Here is a 16,885-nt window from a genome sequence, read left to right as displayed (position 1 = left end):
CGCGTATGATCTTATTAAAAATATGGGGGAGTGTGGTTTATATTTCAAGCGAAAAAATTAAATCAGTATAAAAATATAAAGTTTTAGTTTTGAATTTTATTGTTAATTTAAACTTTATCAGTAATTTAGCTTATTTAAATAAAATTCATTTTTTTATGTTTTTTAATCAAGTGTTGCTTGCTAGGAAGCAATGAACAGAGTCGTCATATTCAATGTGAAGTGCTTGACGTACCTTAATTACACCTTTAACCCTTTTAACTGAGTCTAAGTTGAGGACAGTAAAAAGCCCTGTCGAAACAGGGCTTTTTACATTGCTATAATTTAATTAATGACGGGCAACTTTCGCTTCATCATTGGCTTTTACAATCGGTGCTTTTACCAAAGGTTTTGGCATGTCTACTAAAGCTAAAGGTAAAATCTCATCAATCGATTTCACGGCTTTAATTTCTAAACCAGCTTTAACGTTCTCTGGAATTTCAGCCAAATCACGAACGTTTTCCTGAGGAATAAACACTAATTTAATTCCACCACGGTGTGCAGCTAAAAGTTTCTCTTTTAGACCACCAATTCGCATTGCACGGCCACCTAGGCTTGTTTCACCCGTCATTGCAATATCTGGGCGAATCGCAATACCTGTGAATGCCGAAACTAAAGCAGTCGTGAGCGCTAAACCAGCAGATGGGCCATCTTTTGGTGTTGCACCTTCAGGTAAGTGTACGTGTACATCTGTTTCTTCAAAACGTGAAGACTCAATACCTAATTCATCTGCACGTGTACGTACAACGGTCATGGCTGCGGTAATGGATTCTTTCATTACATCGCCAAGTGAACCTGTGGTAATAAACTTACCTTTACCTTTCACTGCAGCAACTTCAATGGTAAGTAATTCACCACCAACAGAAGTCCACGCTAAACCATTCACACGACCCACTTGAGCTTCATCTTCAGCTATGCCAAAGTCGAATTTGTGTGGACCTAAGTAGTCTGGTAAGTTGCCTGAATTCACTTCAATTTGAAGATTTTTGGCTTTTTTGCTGACCGCTTCTTTCACCACTTTACGCGCAATTTTAGACACTTCACGCTCAAGGCTACGCACACCAGCTTCACGTGTATAACGCTGTACGATGTCGCGAATGGCTTCTTCATGAACTGTTAATTCTTTTGCACGTAGACCATTATTTTTAATGGCTTTAGGCACAAGGTAACGCTCAGCAATATTCACTTTTTCATCTTCGGTATAACCCGGTAGACGAATCACTTCCATACGGTCAAGCAATGCTTCAGGAATATTCATGCTGTTTGCAGTACAAATGAACATCACTTCAGATAAGTCCAAATCAAGATCTAGGTAATGATCGTTGAACTTATTGTTCTGTGACGGATCGAGTACTTCAAGTAGCGCAGAAGCAGGATCACCACGGTAGTCTTGTGCCATCTTGTCGATTTCGTCGAGTAAGAACAGTGGGTTCTTTACGCCAACTTTTGTTAAAGACTGCACAATTTTACCCGGCATCGCACCGATATAAGTACGACGGTGACCACGAATTTCTGCTTCATCACGTACGCCACCAAGCGCCATACGGACGAACTCACGGCCTGTTGCTTTTGCTACAGACTCACCTAATGAAGTTTTACCTACACCAGGAGGACCCACTAAGCATAGAATCGGCCCGCGTAATTTTTTCACGCGTGACTGTACTGCAAGGTATTCCACAATGCGGTCTTTAACGTCATCTAAGCCGTAGTGGTCTGCATCTAAAATTTCTTGCGCTTTGGCCAAGTTAATGCTGACTTTGCTGGCTTTATTCCAAGGTGTATCTAAGATCACCTCTAAATAGTTGCGAACAACAGCAGCTTCGCTTGACGCAGGTTGCATCGCTTTTAATTTACGGAATTCATTTTCTGCTTTCTTACGCACATGCTCAGGCAAATCTGCTTCAGCAAGACGTTTTTCAATTTCTGCAACGTCATCTTCTGCACCGCCATTCATGTCAGAAAGTTCACGCTGAATCACCTTCATCTTTTCATTGAGGAAGTATTCGCGCTGATTTTTCTCCATTTGACGTTTTACAGAATCATGCAGTGTTTGTTCAATCTGCTGTTCTTCAGACTGTTGCAACAAATAAGTCATTAATTCTTGCAAATGCGCTTCAAAAGCATCGTGCTCTAAGAATTTTTGTTTCACATCAATGTTTAGCGGTACACGTGTTGCAACAAAGAACAATAATTGCAGTAAGTCATCAATTTTATTGGCAGCCGCAATCAGTTCACGTGCATTACGTAGCTTAGCCTCAGCGTACTGAGCAAACAGCGTGCGTAGTTCTTCAACACGATTTTGCTGTGCATCAGCATCAGTATCAATGGTCATTGGACTTAAGCTATGCTCAGCAGTCAAATAATCATTGTCATCAATGATTTTTTCGAGTTTAGAGCGATGCAAGCCTTCAATTAAGACCTTAATGCAGTTCTCGTCATTTTCGTGATTTACAACCTGCACAATCTTCGCGACAGTACCGTATTGATATAAGTTTTCGTGATCAATTTCTTCTGTAAGCGAATCTTTTTGTGCAACTACAAATACTAGATTGTCACTGTTACGAGCCACATTCACTGCGTTAATCGATTTTTCACGACCAACAAACAGTGCAATTTGCATATGCGGGTAAACCACCACGTCACGCAACGCTAAAAGCGGTAAAACGCTAGGAACTTCGAGTTCTAAGCTTTCTTCATTCATAATAAGTTCAGACATGGGCACTCCTAATGAGTGACAACGGTGTTGCCATATTTTTTATAGTGATGGGTATTTTAAAAATTACAAGGGCGACGTGATATAAATTGTGCAAAAAATAAGTAAATATATGTTTTTTAACCATTGTTAATGGTCAAAATGATCAATTTAACGTTTGAAACGTAGAATGCGTTGCGGCGTTAACAGTGCATCGAGGGGTTGATCCCATTTTTCACGCTTTAAACATGATTTATAAAGTTGAAACTCATGTGCAAGCCCTAAGCGAAAAGGTCGCTGAATAGCGCTGGCAAGGGTTTTATCATAAAAGCCACCGCCCATGCCAATTCGAGTACCTGCTGTGTCACAGGCCAATAACGGCATAAGCACTAAATCTAAATGGCCAATATGTAACCCTCTTGCACGTATAGGCTCTCGCATCCCTAGACGATGGGGTACAAAGCGCTGTGTACGGAATTGATGCTGTGAAATTCGCACCCATTGTAAGCGTTGGTTCATATTACAAATGAGAGGTAAATACACTGCTTTACCGTGTGCAAAGCAATATTCAATGATTTTTTGGGTATGGATCTCACCAAAGGCATGTAAATAGATACCAATGTGCTGGGCATGTTGAAATTCTGCGAGGCGAATTAAACGGTTGAGAGAGGCTTGTTCAGCTTGTTTTTGTTGGAATTTATTGAGGCCACGGCGTTGCTGTCTTAATTGTTTGCGGAGCTGTTTTAAATCGACACAAAATTCAGGCATACGAGAAGCAGAAGTAACAGAGCGTATGGATAGTCTAATCTTTTTATAGAACAACTGCATAGCGTTTGTATTGCGAAATGGGCGCTTGTGTGTAGTGACCATGAGTTTACGGTTCATCGGATTGGGTTTTTTTGGTCGGATAAGCTTATTTATTGTTGAACTACATTTGTATATTAATTTGTCTTGATCTGGCCTTAGAAAGGAAAAGCCAGCAAGTTTAATCCGCAAGAAAATAAAAATATGGAAATACAGGAAGGACAAAAATGACAAAGCGTACACCATTATTTAAATACGGTTTAGGGACAGTTTTGGCACTTGCAAGCTGTTGTGGCCTGAGTCATGCAGCCCCATTAAATAGCCAGCAAGTTTTTTTGTGGGCAATAACTGGGATGGCACGGTAACAGTGATTCGGCCTTCGGGTGACTTTGCTAAAATTGGCGTGATTAATATGGTGCCAGATCGTAAAGAGCGCCTGAAAGAAATCTATTTAAACCCCATCAAGCTGGTGGCGTATAGCTATATTCGAAATACCGCTGGCGAGGGCAATGACCAATTGGTTGACGACATGTATTCCACGCCAGATGGTAAGTCTGTGGTGGCATCGCGTCCAAGCTATGCAGATGTGGTGTCTATTGATATTGCAAGTGGAAAAATTAATTGGCGAACTTCTGTAGAAGGCTTCCGTGCAGATCACATGGCAGTTTCACCTGATGGTTTACGTGTGGCGGTATCGGCTTCTTCTGGTAACGTGGTGCAGGTATTAGATATTCAAACGGGTAAAGAATTAGGTCGCTTTGATACTGGTGATAAACCTCATGAAAATATCTATTTTGCGGGTGGCACTAAAATTATCAACTCAGCCATTGGTAATGTTGAAACGCCAATGGATGCAAGCTGGCAAGATTTTACCAAAGGAAAGCGTTATCTCACGATTGCAGATGCCAATAACTATAAGATATTGAAAAAAATTGACTTCAGGCCAGCGCTGGATGCCTTTGGACGTAAAGATTTATCCAATGCTGTTCGACCGATGGTGTTAAGTAAAGATGAGTCAAAAATTTATGCCCAAGTATCATTTTTTAATGGTTTGATTGAATACGATTTGAATCAAGACAAAATCACACGCATTGGTCAACTACCAGGTAGCTCAACGATTCCTGCTGACCGTACCAAGTGGGTGAATGACTCACGCCATCATGGTTTATCGATGAGTGCAGATGGTGAGAAACTGTGTGTCGCAGGCACGATGGATGATTATGCAACTATCGTTGACCGTAAAACTTTAACCGCAGCCAAGTTAATTCCAGCAGGTAAACCGTATTGGGCAACCCGTAGCCCGAATGGCAAAAGTTGCGTGATTTCTGAAAGTGCCAATGATGTAGTGACCGTAATTGATTTTGAGACAGGCGAGAAAGTGCTGAGTGTACCCGTTGGCAATCATCCTCAGCGTGTGCGTATAGGATATGCACCTGCAGGATGGAGCAACTAAGGTGATGGACTGCATAAAGCGAGTACATTCCACTCGCTTTATGCATGAAGTTTTAAGCAATTTCGCGTAGATACAAGGATGAGCAAAAGGAGTGCTTATGCGTCATTCATTACAATATGCAAGTTTGGCCCTCGTGGTTGTGTTGGGTGGATTTGGGCTGAGTAAAATATTACAGCCAGCAGAAGCTATGCAAACGCAACAACAGAAGAGCGGCGAGGTAGAGCGACCATTACAAAACACTGTGTCACAGCCTCAGTCTAAAGAGACACAGCAGACGACGACGCTTATTTCGCAAGTACCACAGCAGGTGAGTCCTGAACTTATTCAGCAACGCGACGAGCTATATCAAGCTTTTGAGCAACTAAGTTATCGTTTAAGTCATGGGCAACAGGTTGATCCTCGTGAAGTCGATCGATTGCTCAAAACGCAAGTGAATTTGGTTCGTGTAGGTGCATTAACAGCGGCTGATGCGATTCACTATAGTCAGTTTTTAAAAAAGATCATGCCTGATATGGAACGCAGTTTGGATGGATATATTCAACAGCTTGAGCAATTGAAATCTTAATTGAAAAGTATTGGGTATAGCCGATTCGATTGAGTCTTAAGATAAAAAATTGGCGATAAAAAAACTTCCCGAAGGAAGTTTTTTTATGTTTTTACAGCATACTCAGTTTGATACACACCGTGTCATGCTTAAGCTTGAGCATTAAAGCCCTGCAATTTTAGCGCGAGCAGCATGTAATTTTTTATAGCTTTCAATCAGACGTAAATGACGGTCTAGACCTTCAAGTTGCATATTAGTTTCAGTTAAACCATAGAAACGAACCTCGCCTTCAACTGTGCCCATTACTGCATCCATACGTTCATCACCAAACATGCGACGGAAATTGTAGGCATAGTCTTCGAGTTCCATTTCATCATCCAGCATGACTTCAAGAACTACATTCATACACTGATAGAATAAACCACGTTCAACAGTATTGGTGTTGAACTGAAGGAATTGGCCTACCAAATCATGTGCTTCTTCAAATTGCTCTAGTGCAAGATAGATGAGAATTTTCAGCTCTAAAATGGTTAATTGCCCCCAAACGGTATTGTCATCAAACTCAATACCAATCAAGGTTTTAATTTCAGTGTAGTCATCTTCATCCGCTTCTTCTAAGCGTTCAACTAAAGCCTCAAGTTGTTCGTCATCTAAACGGTGCAGATTTAAAATGTCTTCACGGTAAAGCAGTGCTTTATTGGTATTGTCCCATACAAGGTCTTCAACCAAATAAATTTCAGAATAATCAGGGACTAAAATACGGCAGGCTGTTGCACCAAGGTGTTCATAGACCGCCATATAAACTTCTTTGCCCATCTCTTCTAAAATAGCAAACAAAGCGTCCGCAGATTCTTGGTTGGCATTTTCACCTTCACCAGCAAAATCCCATTCTACAAATTCGTAGTCAGACTTTGCGCTAAAGAAGCGCCAAGACACCACACCGCTTGAGTCAATAAAGTGCTCTACAAAGTTATTAGGTTCTGTGACTGCATTTGAACTAAAGGTTGGTTTTGGTAGGTCATTTAAACCTTCAAAACTACGGCCTTGTAATAGCTCAGTTAAGCTACGTTCAATCGCGACTTCCATATTTGGATGTGCACCAAAGGATGCAAACACACCGCCAGTACGTGGATTCATTAAAGTCACACACATGACAGGGAATTCACCGCCCAATGACGCATCTTTAACCAATACAGGGAAGCCTTGTTCTTCAAGGCCTTGGATGCCTGCAACAATACTTGGGTACTGAGCCAAAAACTCAGCAGGTACGTCAGGCAAAGTTAATTCACCTTCTAAAATTTCACGCTTAACTGCACGTTCAAAAATTTCAGATAGGCATTGTACTTGTGCTTCCGCTAAGGTGTTACCCGCGCTCATACCATTTGAAAGATATAAATTTTCAATCAAATTTGATGGGAAATATACAGTTTCTTTATCAGATTGGCGTACAAAAGGGAGTGAGCAAATGCCACGTTTTGTATTGCCTGAGTTGGTGTCGTAAAGATGCGTACCCAATAACTCTTCATCAGGATTGTAAATTTCCAGCGTATATTCATCTAAAATTTCGCTTGGTAATTCACCATTTGGACCCGGTTGGAACCATTGTTCTTCTGGATAATGCACAAAAGGCGCATTGGCGATTTCTTCACCCCAGAATTGGTCGTTATAGAAGAAGTTACAGTTTAGACGTTCAATAAACTCACCGAGTGCAGATGCTAAAGCACTTTCTTTCGTTGCACCTTTACCATTGGTAAAGCACATTGGCGATTGAGCATCACGAATATGTAAAGACCAAACATTTGGCACAATATTACGCCAAGATGCGATCTCAATTTTCATGCCTAAGTCCGCCAAAATACCCGACATTTTGGCAATAGTTTCTTCTAAAGGACGGTCTTTACCTAAAATATAAGTATTATTTTCAGCAGTCAGGCTTGGAATCAGCAAGGCTTGAGCATCAGCATCAATGCTTTCAACTTCTTCAATAATAAATTCTGGACCCGTTTGAATAACTTTTTTAACAGTGCAACGGTCAATTGAACGCAAAATCCCTTGGCGGTCTTTTTCAGAAATATCTGCAGGCAACTCCACCTGAATTTTGAAAATTTGCTTGTAGCGGTTTTCAGGGTCAACAATATTGTTTTGAGAAAGACGGATATTGTCTGTCGGAATGTCACGGGCTAAGCAATAAACTTTGACAAAATAAGCCGCGCAAAGTGCAGAAGACGCTAAAAAATAATCAAAAGGGCCTGGTGCCGAACCATCACCTTTATAACGGATTGGCTGATCGGCAATCACCGTGAAGTCATCGAACTTAGCTTCTTGTCGAAGATTGTCGAGATAATTAACTTTGATTTCCATGTAGGCACCTAAATTCTTAGTTGTCATCACGGACAAATAAGCAGTAAAAATGAATCAAGCCGAACGCTAGGATAAACATTGACTTAAAAAATATGAGCGGACACTGACATACAAAACTTTGGTGTTATGTAAGGCATAGTCCTGAATGCAGCATATTATAGAGGGAATTTGCAGTGATGATAACTTTAAGTCGCTTATTCATACGCTTTATGTTTGCTTTGACGATTTATGTCCCTTCAGCACAATAAAAGTAGGACATTTGCTTGTGCTTTAAAAGGTTGATACTAGGCAGTATTGTGGACAACTGATCCCTCTAAATTCTTAAAATATTTCTGTTCAAAAGCTTCTGGGCTTAACCAACCATTTGCAGAATGCCTTCTGACCCGATTGTAATAAATCTCAATATAGTCAAACAAGACAGCATTCGCCTCTTTTCGAGTGGCAAACACACTGTCATGTACCACATGACCTTTCAATGTATGAAAAAAGCTTTCGGTCACTGTATTATCCCAACAGTTCCCTCTGCGTGACATGCTTTGAATACAGTTATTCGTTAATAATAGCGTTCTAAAATCACAACTACAGTACTGTGAGCCTGAGAAGCATTGCTTCGCAAGTGAATGTACCATGACACCCGTTGGATACCCTTGACGAGCCATTGCATAATGAAACGCATCACACACCAATTGACGGTCTATTCGATGGCTGGTTTGCCACCCCACAATACGACGACTAAATAGATCCAGCATCACACATAAATACAGCCAACCTTGCTTGGTACAGATATAGGTAATATCCGTTGTCCAAACCTTGTTAGGCTGAATGACTGTAAATTGACGCTCTAACAGATTGGGTGCTGCAGGAAAACGATGGTTTGAATCAGTCGTATGCTTGTATTTACGCGAAATCCTGCTGCGTAAACCCAGCTTTTTCAGCATTTAACCATTTCTTGTATCTCCAAAGTTAACGTTACGTTATCTTTAGAGGGAAGTGCTGTCCATTATTTTGGCTAGGACAGAAAAGCGGCTACTAATTTAATAGTAGTCATTTTGTTCTTTCTGTAGGTTTCGACTTTAGTTAAACGTCTTTGAAAGTCTTTTAATACCTTCGCCATTTATGGCTTAAAGTTGTGCTAAATACGAGTGAGGGAAATGACAAAGAATTTATTGTATATTTGGCAGGATATTAGAAAAATAAATAAAAACAGAATTTTATAATAATTATAAGAGAGAAAATAAATAGCTCCGAAGATGCCGCTGCATGTCGTTACCCTGAACCCGAAGAAGTTCAAGGTGGACGCGACGCATACTTGCTGGGTTTCCTACACGAAGGTAGGCATACACTCTAAATATGCAGAACACAATCCGGAGATTTAAGTATCGGCAGGGATATAGACGCGCTGGCGAACACCTCAGAGTTATGCCAAGTATAGCGAATAACGAGGCTTTGGCAAATCTTTTGGCATGTATAACTGTAAAGCGATGTTTAATTGGCTAGGCTTTAGGCAAAAAAAATCTTGCTTATTCAGCAAGATCTTCTACTTCTTCAAGAATAGCTTGGAGCAAGCGCTCACAATGTTCGTACTCTTGTAAACTTTTATTCATACTGAGCACTTCTTGCATCAACTCTAGCGCTACCATAATGATCAGTTTGCTAGGTTCCATACGCGGTGCTTTACGACGGAACTCATCATATTTGTCATTGAGGAGTTGAGCTGCGCGTTCGAGTTCTGGCTGTTTTTCTTGCGTTGTGGCTAAACGAAAGTTATGCCCTAAAACTTTTAAATCTACTGGAATTGCTTCGCTCATGCTTAAACTTCCTCATTAACATCGGCAGGGTGGGCCAATTGTTGAATTTCTTGCGCATGATGATCTTGTGCGGTACCCAAGACAGATAAACGCTGAATAATCGCTTCAACTTTTGCTTTGGCATGCTCATTTTTTTGTAATAAGCGTTCGCGTTCTTTTTCTAAGTTTTGAATTTCTTGCTGCGCATGGCGCTGCTCATTCTGAATTTTCTCTTTGACAATGCGTAACTCATTACGCTCAGACAAAATTTCTTGAAAGCGATTTTTTAAATCGGTGCAACTTTTTTCTAAACGACTATAGCGATCCGCTAAGGCCGAGGCATCTGTATTGAGCTTTTGAAATTGACTTCGAGATTCAGCGAGTTGCTCAGTCAGGTTATCAATTTCTTCTTGTTTCTTGGTGATGATGCCATTTTTTTGCACAATTTGACTATGGTGCTGTTCATTCGCTGAGTTCTTATCTTCAGCTAAAGCATCATTTTCCGATTCATAATGCGCGAGGCGTGTTTTTAAAACACCTATATGCGCTTGCAGACGCTGTAATTCTTCTAACATATCGTGGTCGCACAGTATTGCAAACAAAGGTAATATATAAGAAGTATAGAGATTGGATAAACGAATGCAAGACGATATTTCAGGTTGGTCGGAATGGGACCAAAATTTTAAGGCAATTGAAGAGATTTCAAGCCCAAGTGAGTTACACGGCCTGCTTACAGGTATAGTTTGTGTGTCTCAAGCACCTACGCGTGATGAGTGGGAACAAATTTTATCTACACTTGAAGTGCTCGAAATTCATCCTGAAGCTTTAGCAATACTGACTGACGAATCAGAAGATATTGCAAATGCATTGTCTGATGACGAATTAGACTATTTACCCCTACTTCCAGATGACACACATTCATTGGCTGAGCGTGTACAAGCCTTGGCAGATTGGTGTGCAGGTGTGGTGCTTGGTTTTGGTTTGGCAGCAGGTCACTTACGTGCTGAAGAACATGAACTGATTGAGCATTTACAAGATGTCGCTGCTGTAGAGTTTGATGAATCTGACGATGATGAAGAAGGCGAAGAAAGCTACCAAGAATTATACGAATTTGTGCGTTTAATTCCTGTAAGTTTGTCGATGGGGCGTAAGAAAGTAGAAGTGTCTGAGACGCCTTTATTGCAACTACACCTTGGTAAATCAAATTCCCAAGCAAATGCTGACAGTACTAATGTTGTAGAAATGTTTACACCGCACCGTCCGAGTTAATCGGGCGTTGTGTTTCCAAATTTCATTTTCAATTCGAGCTTTTAAAAACCAATGAAAAAACTGACTCAAGAAGACTTTCAAGAACGTCGTGATCATCTCGCAGCTGAAATGGGTTTACGCAGTATTGCTATTATTTCGACGCGTGCAGAAATGTTACGTAACCGAGATGCTGATTATAAGTATCGTAGCGATAGCAGTTTTTTCTATTTGACAGGTTTTGCAGAGCCTGAAGCGGTTGCGGTGATTGAAACCTTTGATTCGGAAGAAGACGGCTATAGTTATAGCTTATTTTGCCGTGAACGTGACCGCGAAATGGAAATTTGGAACGGTTACCGCGCTGGTGTAGATGGCGCGGTAGACGATTATGAAGCAGATGAAGCTTATGCGATTGATTTGCTTGATGAGGAAATTTTAAGCAAGCTTCAAAATAAAGATAAGTTATTTTACCGTATTGGACAAAATGCCGAATTTGATGCACGAGTTACAAAATGGTTAGCAACAGCGGGGGGCGAAAGCCGTCGCGGTCATGCGATACCGGGTCAAGTGATTCAGCTTGACCGTATTGTAGATGAAATGCGTTTGCAGAAATCTGCAGATGAAATTGAACTGATGCAAATTGCTTCTAATATTTCAGCACAAGCACATACACGCGCTATGCAAACGGTTAAACCGGGCATGATGGAATATGCGCTAGAAGCTGAACTGAATTATGTTTTTGGTAAAAATGGCTGTGTGCCGTCATATAACAGTATTGTTGGTGGCGGTGAAAATGGCTGTATTTTGCACTATGTAGAAAATGATAAAGAATTAAAAGACGGCGATTTGGTACTGATTGATGCTGCTTGTGAATATCAGCAATATGCATCAGATATTACCCGTACTTTCCCAGTCAACGGCAAATTTAGCCCAGAACAAAAAGCGCTTTATAATGTCGTGCTAGATGCGCAAATTGCTGCGATTGATGCGGTACGCATTGGCAACTCTTATAAAGAACCGCATAACGTTGCAGTACGTATTTTAGTTCAAGGCTTACTGGATCTTGGCATCATGCAGGGTGATCTTGAGGAAATTATTCAGAAAGAAGCCTACCGTCAGTTTTATATGCATGGCACAGGGCATTGGTTAGGTATGGATGTGCATGATGTGGGTTCATATAAACTAGATGGCGAATGGCGTGCTTATGAAGCAGGGATGGTCGTGACTGTAGAGCCAGGATTGTATATTGCACCAGATGATGAAACAGTGGATGCAAAATGGCGTGGTATTGGTATCCGTATTGAAGATGATGTGGTGGCAATGCCAAATGGCCCACATGTTTTAACAGCAGCAGTTGTGAAATCTGTAGAAGATATTGAAGCGCTGATGGCGAAAGCGAAAGTTGCTTAAGTTAAGACAGTAGTAAAAAAGCCGATCAGATGATCGGCTTTTTTACTTCATTTAAAGATTAAGATTTTTGCAAAAATTCAGTCGCTAATTTTAAAAATTCTTCCGGTTTTTCATATACAGCCATATGTCCAGCTGCCAGTTCAGCATATTCAGCGTGTGAAATCAGCGCTACAGCGTCTTTGGCCAGTACACTTGGCACCATGTAGTCATAAGTACAGCCAATCACCAAGGTCGGTTTGTTGATTTTCTTCGCTTGAGCAGTCACATCGGTATGAATCAGCAACTCAGCTTGGCGGATAAATCCTTCCCAATTATTGGTTTGCAGCGTGTTTTCTAAGGTTTGCGCCATGGTATTTTCATCCCATGCCGAGGTGAAGTTTGCGCTAAAACCTGTTTGAATAATAATACTCGACATCGCTTTACGGTTGTTTTGACCTAAATCTTTCCATAGCTCAAATTGGAGCTTAGTGCGTGCATTGCCTTTAAGATAAGGGGCCAATAACACCACAGATTTTACATATTCTGGGTATTCTGCTGCGATATAAGTCGAAACACTGGTGCCTAATGAAAAGCCAATTAAATCAAATGGCACAGCATCGGCAGCTTTTGCCGCTGCAATCACTTGTTCTGCCAATTGAGCAGTGCTTAAAGGCTGGCCCTCATCGGTTGTTTCACCTGAACCCGAATAGTTTGGACGAACCACTTTATAGTGCGGGGCAAGAAATTCAACAAAATGCCCCCAGTTCGACTCGGAGTTTGCGCCTGCGCCATGCACCAGCACGATGTTTAATGGGCCGTCGCCATCAACGCTATAGGAGATTTTTGCATTTTCGATTGTTGTAAATAAGTTCATTCGTTGTACATTCTCATGTGTTTGGAATGAAATCACTATAAACTCTGACAGCACTGTGAGAGTCAAGGGGGTAAAAATGCAAATTGGTCAATTAGCTAAAAAATCAGGCATCAGTATCCGCATGCTTCGTTATTATGAACATCAAGGATTAATCGTTCCGATGCGCAGTGAGTCAGGCTATCGCATTTATAATGCCAAGGATGAAGAGCGACTTCGCCGTATCCGCATCTTGACCAAGGCAGGGCTGACTTTACAAGCCATCAGCCTGTTACTGCCGTGTATTTCGGTTGAACAACTAGATGTCGATCCTTGTGAACAAGTCATCGATTCGCTGAAAAATGAATTAGACAATATCAATAAAAAAATTGAAAATCTTCAAATCAGTCAGCAGTATTTGTCTGATTATTTAAACATTTTACAGCAAAAAAAGAGCATGTTGACTTAAGTGCATAAAGCGTCATGTTTTGGATAAAACACGATTTTCTCAATCATTCTAAAAGCTTGAGCAACTTACTGATACCATACTCAATATCGGTTTTTTTGACATGATCGCGGGCCAAACTTGAAATGCCAATCAGGAAACTATCAAAGATAGTGGCTAATCCAATGCTGTCTATATCCGTTGATATCTCACCAGATTCGATGCCACGCTGTAGGGTTTGAATAAAGCCTTGGCGGGTTTTATGCCGAGATTGTTGCAATATTTCCGTTACATGCTGGTTCTCTGCAGAAGGCGCCAACACGGTGCTTAAAGCCACCATACAACCCAAAGGATGACTTGGATCATATTGCATATCTAAAGATTGCTGTAAGGCTAAGGCGATCGCGTCTTTCGCAGATAGCGTGTTATCCCACAGCGCCTCAGTTACCGTTGCATAGGTATCGATGTAGTATTGGCTTACTTCTTGAAACAAATTTTCTTTAGAGCCAAAGGCTGCATAAAAACTCGGGGAAGAAATATTGCCCATAGCCACTTTTAGTTGGCTTAAAGACGTTGATTCATAACCATAATTCCAAAATAAATACATAGCCTGCTTCAATGCCTCATTGCGATCAAACTCTCTAGGGCGTCCAGTCTTCGCCATCTCAATTCTCCTGTCACAGAATATTAATATACTAATCGATATAGAAGTCGTTGACAAAAGTCTATTCGTTGTTTTTAATTATGTACTGATCGATATATAAGTGTAAGCGCAATTGAAATGGCGCAAAACAATCAGTCAATTAAAAGTGAATAACATGATGAAACAGTTAGAAAATGTATCGCTGGATTCTAAAAATAATGCGCCGATGCCAGTTTTTGCTTTATTGGCACTGGCCATGACTGGCTTTATTTGTATTTTTACCGAAACCATTCCAGCAGGTTTATTACCGCAAATCTCAGCAGGGCTGAATGTTTCTGAAGCCCTAGCGGGACAGTTGATTACGATTTATGCCCTTGGTTCTTTACTGATGGTAATTCCACTCACCATTTGGACACGTGCATGGCCAAGACGCCGTACTTTACTCCTGACGGTATTTGGTTTTTTGCTTTTTAATTCAATTACAGCGCTGTCTGATCATTATATTTTGACTTGTATTTCTCGCTTTGGCGCAGGTGCCGCAGCAGGCTTGGCATGGAGCCTATTGGCAGGTTATGCAAGACGCATGGTCAGTCCAGCTCAGCAAGGCAAAGCTTTAGCGATTGCCATGGTCGGGACACCCATTGCGTTGTCACTGGGCATACCTTTAGGCACTTGGCTGGGGCAGATGATTGGTTGGCAAATGACATTTTTCTTGATGTCTGCTTTGGCGATTGCCTTGGTGATTTGGATCTTTATTGCAGTTCCAGACTTTCCCGGTGAAACAACCCGATCAGAAAATTTAATTTTCAGCGTATTAAAAATACCCGGTGTATTTTCAGTACTGGCAGTGATTGTGACGTGGATGCTGGCGCATAACATTTTATATACCTACATTACGCCATTTTTGTCTTTGTCCCATTTGGATGCACATGTAGACCAGATTTTATTTTTATTCGGTGCGATGGCTTTACTCAGCATTTGGTTTACAGGTCATTTAATTGATCAGCATTTAAGACATTTGGTCATTGCCAGTTTATCGATCTTTTCAGTGATTTCATTGCTCTTAGGACTGTTTTTATTTTCAGCGCCAGTGGTGATTTTTAGTATTGCCATTTGGGGACTGACCTTTGGTGGCGCTGCAACACTTTTACAAACGGCATTAGCACAAGCAGCAGGACAGCATGCCGATGTTGCCTTATCCATTAATGTGGTGGTTTGGAATGGCGCAATTGCACTGGGCGGTATTTTGGGTGGCTTATTGCTCAATCAATTTGGCGCACAAGTTTTGCCTTGGGTCATGCTGTTGATTTTAGTCGTGGCGTTCATCATTGCGCTTTGTGCCAAGTCGAATGGCTTTAAAACTCAGTATCTCTAAACCCATATTTCTAAAGATGAAACAAACAAAAAACGATTCTAAGCAAACACGAAATGAAGATTTAAACGTTGTTCAGTTTGAGTCAAACGCAACAATCAACAAAGCAGTAAATACGCAATCAAAGAGGTTTAATTTTATGAAAAAACTACTACTCGCAACATTTACGTCACTGACTTTAGCTCAATCCGTGATGGCTACACCGCAACTGAATACCACACATGAATTTCCTGTGATGAAGGGATATAGCAGTTATTATGATGATATTGATGGCGTGAAACTGCACTATGTGAAAGGCGGAAAAGGGCCTTTGGTATTTTTAGTTCATGGTTTTGGGCAGTCTTGGTATGAATGGCACCAGCTTATGCCGACTTTAGAAAAAAATTACACAGTTGTTGCGGTCGACTTGCCGGGTCTTGGGCTTTCTCAGCCGCCAAAATCTTTTAAAGGTTCAGATGTATCTGAAATCTTATATAAGTTGGCAACAAAATTAAGCAATGATCAGCCGTTTTATTTGGTTGCACATGATATTGGCATTTGGAATAGCTATCCAATGGCAGTGAAGCATCAAGATAAAATTAAAAAATTGGTGTTTATGGAAGCGCCGATTCCAGACAAAAGCATGTATGAATTCCCTGCATTCTCAGAACAAGGCGAATCATTGGTTTGGCATTTCAGTTTCTTCGCAGCCAAACAAAACCTAGCTGAAACCTTAATTAAAGGACATGAAAAATTCTTTTTAACCCACTTTATTCATGAGCATGCCACCAATAAAACAGTATTTACACCACAAGTGTTAGACATGTATGCCAAGTCGTATTCGAAACCGCATACGCTCAATGCATCATTTGAATATTACCGTTCTCTGAATGATTCAATTAAAGAGAATGAAAGCATTTCCAAAACCAAATTGAATATGCCAGTGCTTGCGATTGGCGGAGGCGGTCATGGTGGTATGGGGCAATTCCAAGTAGATCAAATGAAGCAATATGCGACCAATGTGACGGGTAAAGTGATTCCAAATTGTGGTCATTGGTTACCTGAAGAGTGTGCGCCTGAACTGAATAAAACTGTGGGTGACTTTTTAAATGCCAAGTAAACACTAAGGATAAAACAACAAGGCTTAACATCAAGGCATCAGGTTTTTAGCTTGATGTGTCCATTTGAATGCATCAAAACATGACCAGTTCAAATGAAGTCGATTTAAATAAGCTGTGGCTGAGTCTGATGAACTCAGCCATTGTTATGATGATCTTGATTGATT

The 16,885-nt window shown here is 40.8% G+C and carries 13 protein-coding genes, 1 other RNA gene and 2 pseudogenes; 7 read left to right on the top strand and 9 right to left on the bottom strand.

The features are described from left to right. Positions 1 to 325 precede the first annotated feature (325 nt). Both lon and C9E88_RS11810 read right to left on the bottom strand, forming a co-directional pair. Entirely contained in the window at positions 326 to 2,752 is a 2,427-nt protein-coding gene (lon, locus tag C9E88_RS11815) for an endopeptidase La (RefSeq protein ID WP_106986134.1), read from the bottom strand. A gap of 147 nt (positions 2,753 to 2,899) precedes the next feature. After that, entirely contained in the window at positions 2,900 to 3,496 is a 597-nt protein-coding gene (locus tag C9E88_RS11810) for a 5-formyltetrahydrofolate cyclo-ligase (RefSeq protein ID WP_106986133.1), read from the bottom strand. A 263-nt stretch (positions 3,497 to 3,759) separates the two neighbouring features. On the opposite strand from C9E88_RS11810, the pseudogene C9E88_RS11805 reads away from it, so the two are divergent. Further along, positions 3,760 to 4,985 (top strand): annotated as a pseudogene (locus C9E88_RS11805) (YncE family protein). A gap of 97 nt (positions 4,986 to 5,082) precedes the next feature. Further along, a complete protein-coding gene (locus C9E88_RS11800; RefSeq protein WP_106986132.1) occupies positions 5,083 to 5,550 on the top strand; it encodes a hypothetical protein in 468 nt (155 codons plus the stop codon). A gap of 141 nt (positions 5,551 to 5,691) precedes the next feature. Here the strand turns inward: C9E88_RS11800 and C9E88_RS11795 are convergent, their stop codons facing one another. From C9E88_RS11795 to C9E88_RS11775, 5 genes and pseudogenes are all read right to left on the bottom strand, one after another. Then, complete coding sequence (locus tag C9E88_RS11795) at positions 5,692 to 7,890, bottom strand: OsmC domain/YcaO domain-containing protein (protein ID WP_106986131.1); 2,199 nt, start codon at positions 7,888 to 7,890, stop codon at positions 5,692 to 5,694. A 284-nt stretch (positions 7,891 to 8,174) separates the two neighbouring features. After that, positions 8,175 to 8,828, bottom strand: a pseudogene (locus tag C9E88_RS11790) (IS3 family transposase); the annotation flags it as partial. Between the two features lie 299 nt (positions 8,829 to 9,127). Next, positions 9,128 to 9,311: non-coding RNA, 6S RNA (gene ssrS, locus C9E88_RS11785), on the bottom strand. A gap of 99 nt (positions 9,312 to 9,410) precedes the next feature. After that, on the bottom strand, positions 9,411 to 9,698 hold the full coding sequence (locus C9E88_RS11780) for a cell division protein ZapA (protein ID WP_106986130.1): 288 nt from the start codon (positions 9,696 to 9,698) through the stop codon (positions 9,411 to 9,413). Between the two features lie 2 nt (positions 9,699 to 9,700). Then, positions 9,701 to 10,252, bottom strand: a complete 552-nt coding sequence (locus C9E88_RS11775) for a hypothetical protein (protein WP_106986129.1) — start codon at positions 10,250 to 10,252, stop codon at positions 9,701 to 9,703. Between the two features lie 64 nt (positions 10,253 to 10,316). Between C9E88_RS11775 and C9E88_RS11770 the strand changes: the two genes are divergently transcribed. Then, the gene (locus tag C9E88_RS11770) at positions 10,317 to 10,946 is read left to right on the top strand and encodes a UPF0149 family protein (RefSeq protein WP_106986128.1); all 630 of its coding nucleotides are present in this window, start codon (positions 10,317 to 10,319) and stop codon (positions 10,944 to 10,946) included. A 51-nt stretch (positions 10,947 to 10,997) separates the two neighbouring features. Then, positions 10,998 to 12,332 (top strand): Xaa-Pro aminopeptidase, encoded by a 1,335-nt coding sequence (gene pepP, locus C9E88_RS11765; RefSeq protein WP_106986127.1) that lies wholly within the window; start codon positions 10,998 to 11,000, stop codon positions 12,330 to 12,332. Positions 12,333 to 12,390: 58 nt separating this feature from the next. On the opposite strand, the gene C9E88_RS11760 is transcribed toward pepP, so the two are convergent. Beyond that, positions 12,391 to 13,185, bottom strand: coding sequence for an alpha/beta fold hydrolase (locus C9E88_RS11760; protein WP_106986126.1), 795 nt, complete (start codon positions 13,183 to 13,185; stop codon positions 12,391 to 12,393). 76 nt (positions 13,186 to 13,261) lie between these two features. Between C9E88_RS11760 and C9E88_RS11755 the strand changes: the two genes are divergently transcribed. After that, entirely contained in the window at positions 13,262 to 13,630 is a 369-nt protein-coding gene (locus tag C9E88_RS11755; protein WP_106986125.1) for a MerR family transcriptional regulator, read from the top strand. 43 nt (positions 13,631 to 13,673) lie between these two features. On the opposite strand, the gene C9E88_RS11750 is transcribed toward C9E88_RS11755, so the two are convergent. Beyond that, positions 13,674 to 14,270 (bottom strand): TetR/AcrR family transcriptional regulator, encoded by a 597-nt coding sequence (locus tag C9E88_RS11750; protein ID WP_106986124.1) that lies wholly within the window; start codon positions 14,268 to 14,270, stop codon positions 13,674 to 13,676. Between the two features lie 154 nt (positions 14,271 to 14,424). On the opposite strand from C9E88_RS11750, the gene C9E88_RS11745 reads away from it, so the two are divergent. After that, positions 14,425 to 15,624 carry an MFS transporter gene (locus tag C9E88_RS11745; protein WP_227865788.1) on the top strand — a complete coding sequence of 400 codons (1,200 nt, stop codon included), beginning with the start codon at positions 14,425 to 14,427 and terminating at the stop codon, positions 15,622 to 15,624. Positions 15,625 to 15,760: 136 nt separating this feature from the next. After that, positions 15,761 to 16,720 carry an alpha/beta fold hydrolase gene (locus C9E88_RS11740; protein ID WP_279678461.1) on the top strand — a complete coding sequence of 320 codons (960 nt, stop codon included), beginning with the start codon at positions 15,761 to 15,763 and terminating at the stop codon, positions 16,718 to 16,720. The last annotated feature ends 165 nt before the right edge of the window (positions 16,721 to 16,885 follow it).

The organism is Acinetobacter cumulans (genome assembly GCF_003024525.3).
Classification (GTDB): Bacteria; Pseudomonadota; Gammaproteobacteria; order Pseudomonadales; family Moraxellaceae; genus Acinetobacter; species Acinetobacter cumulans.
This window is presented reverse-complemented; position numbering and strand designations above follow the sequence as displayed.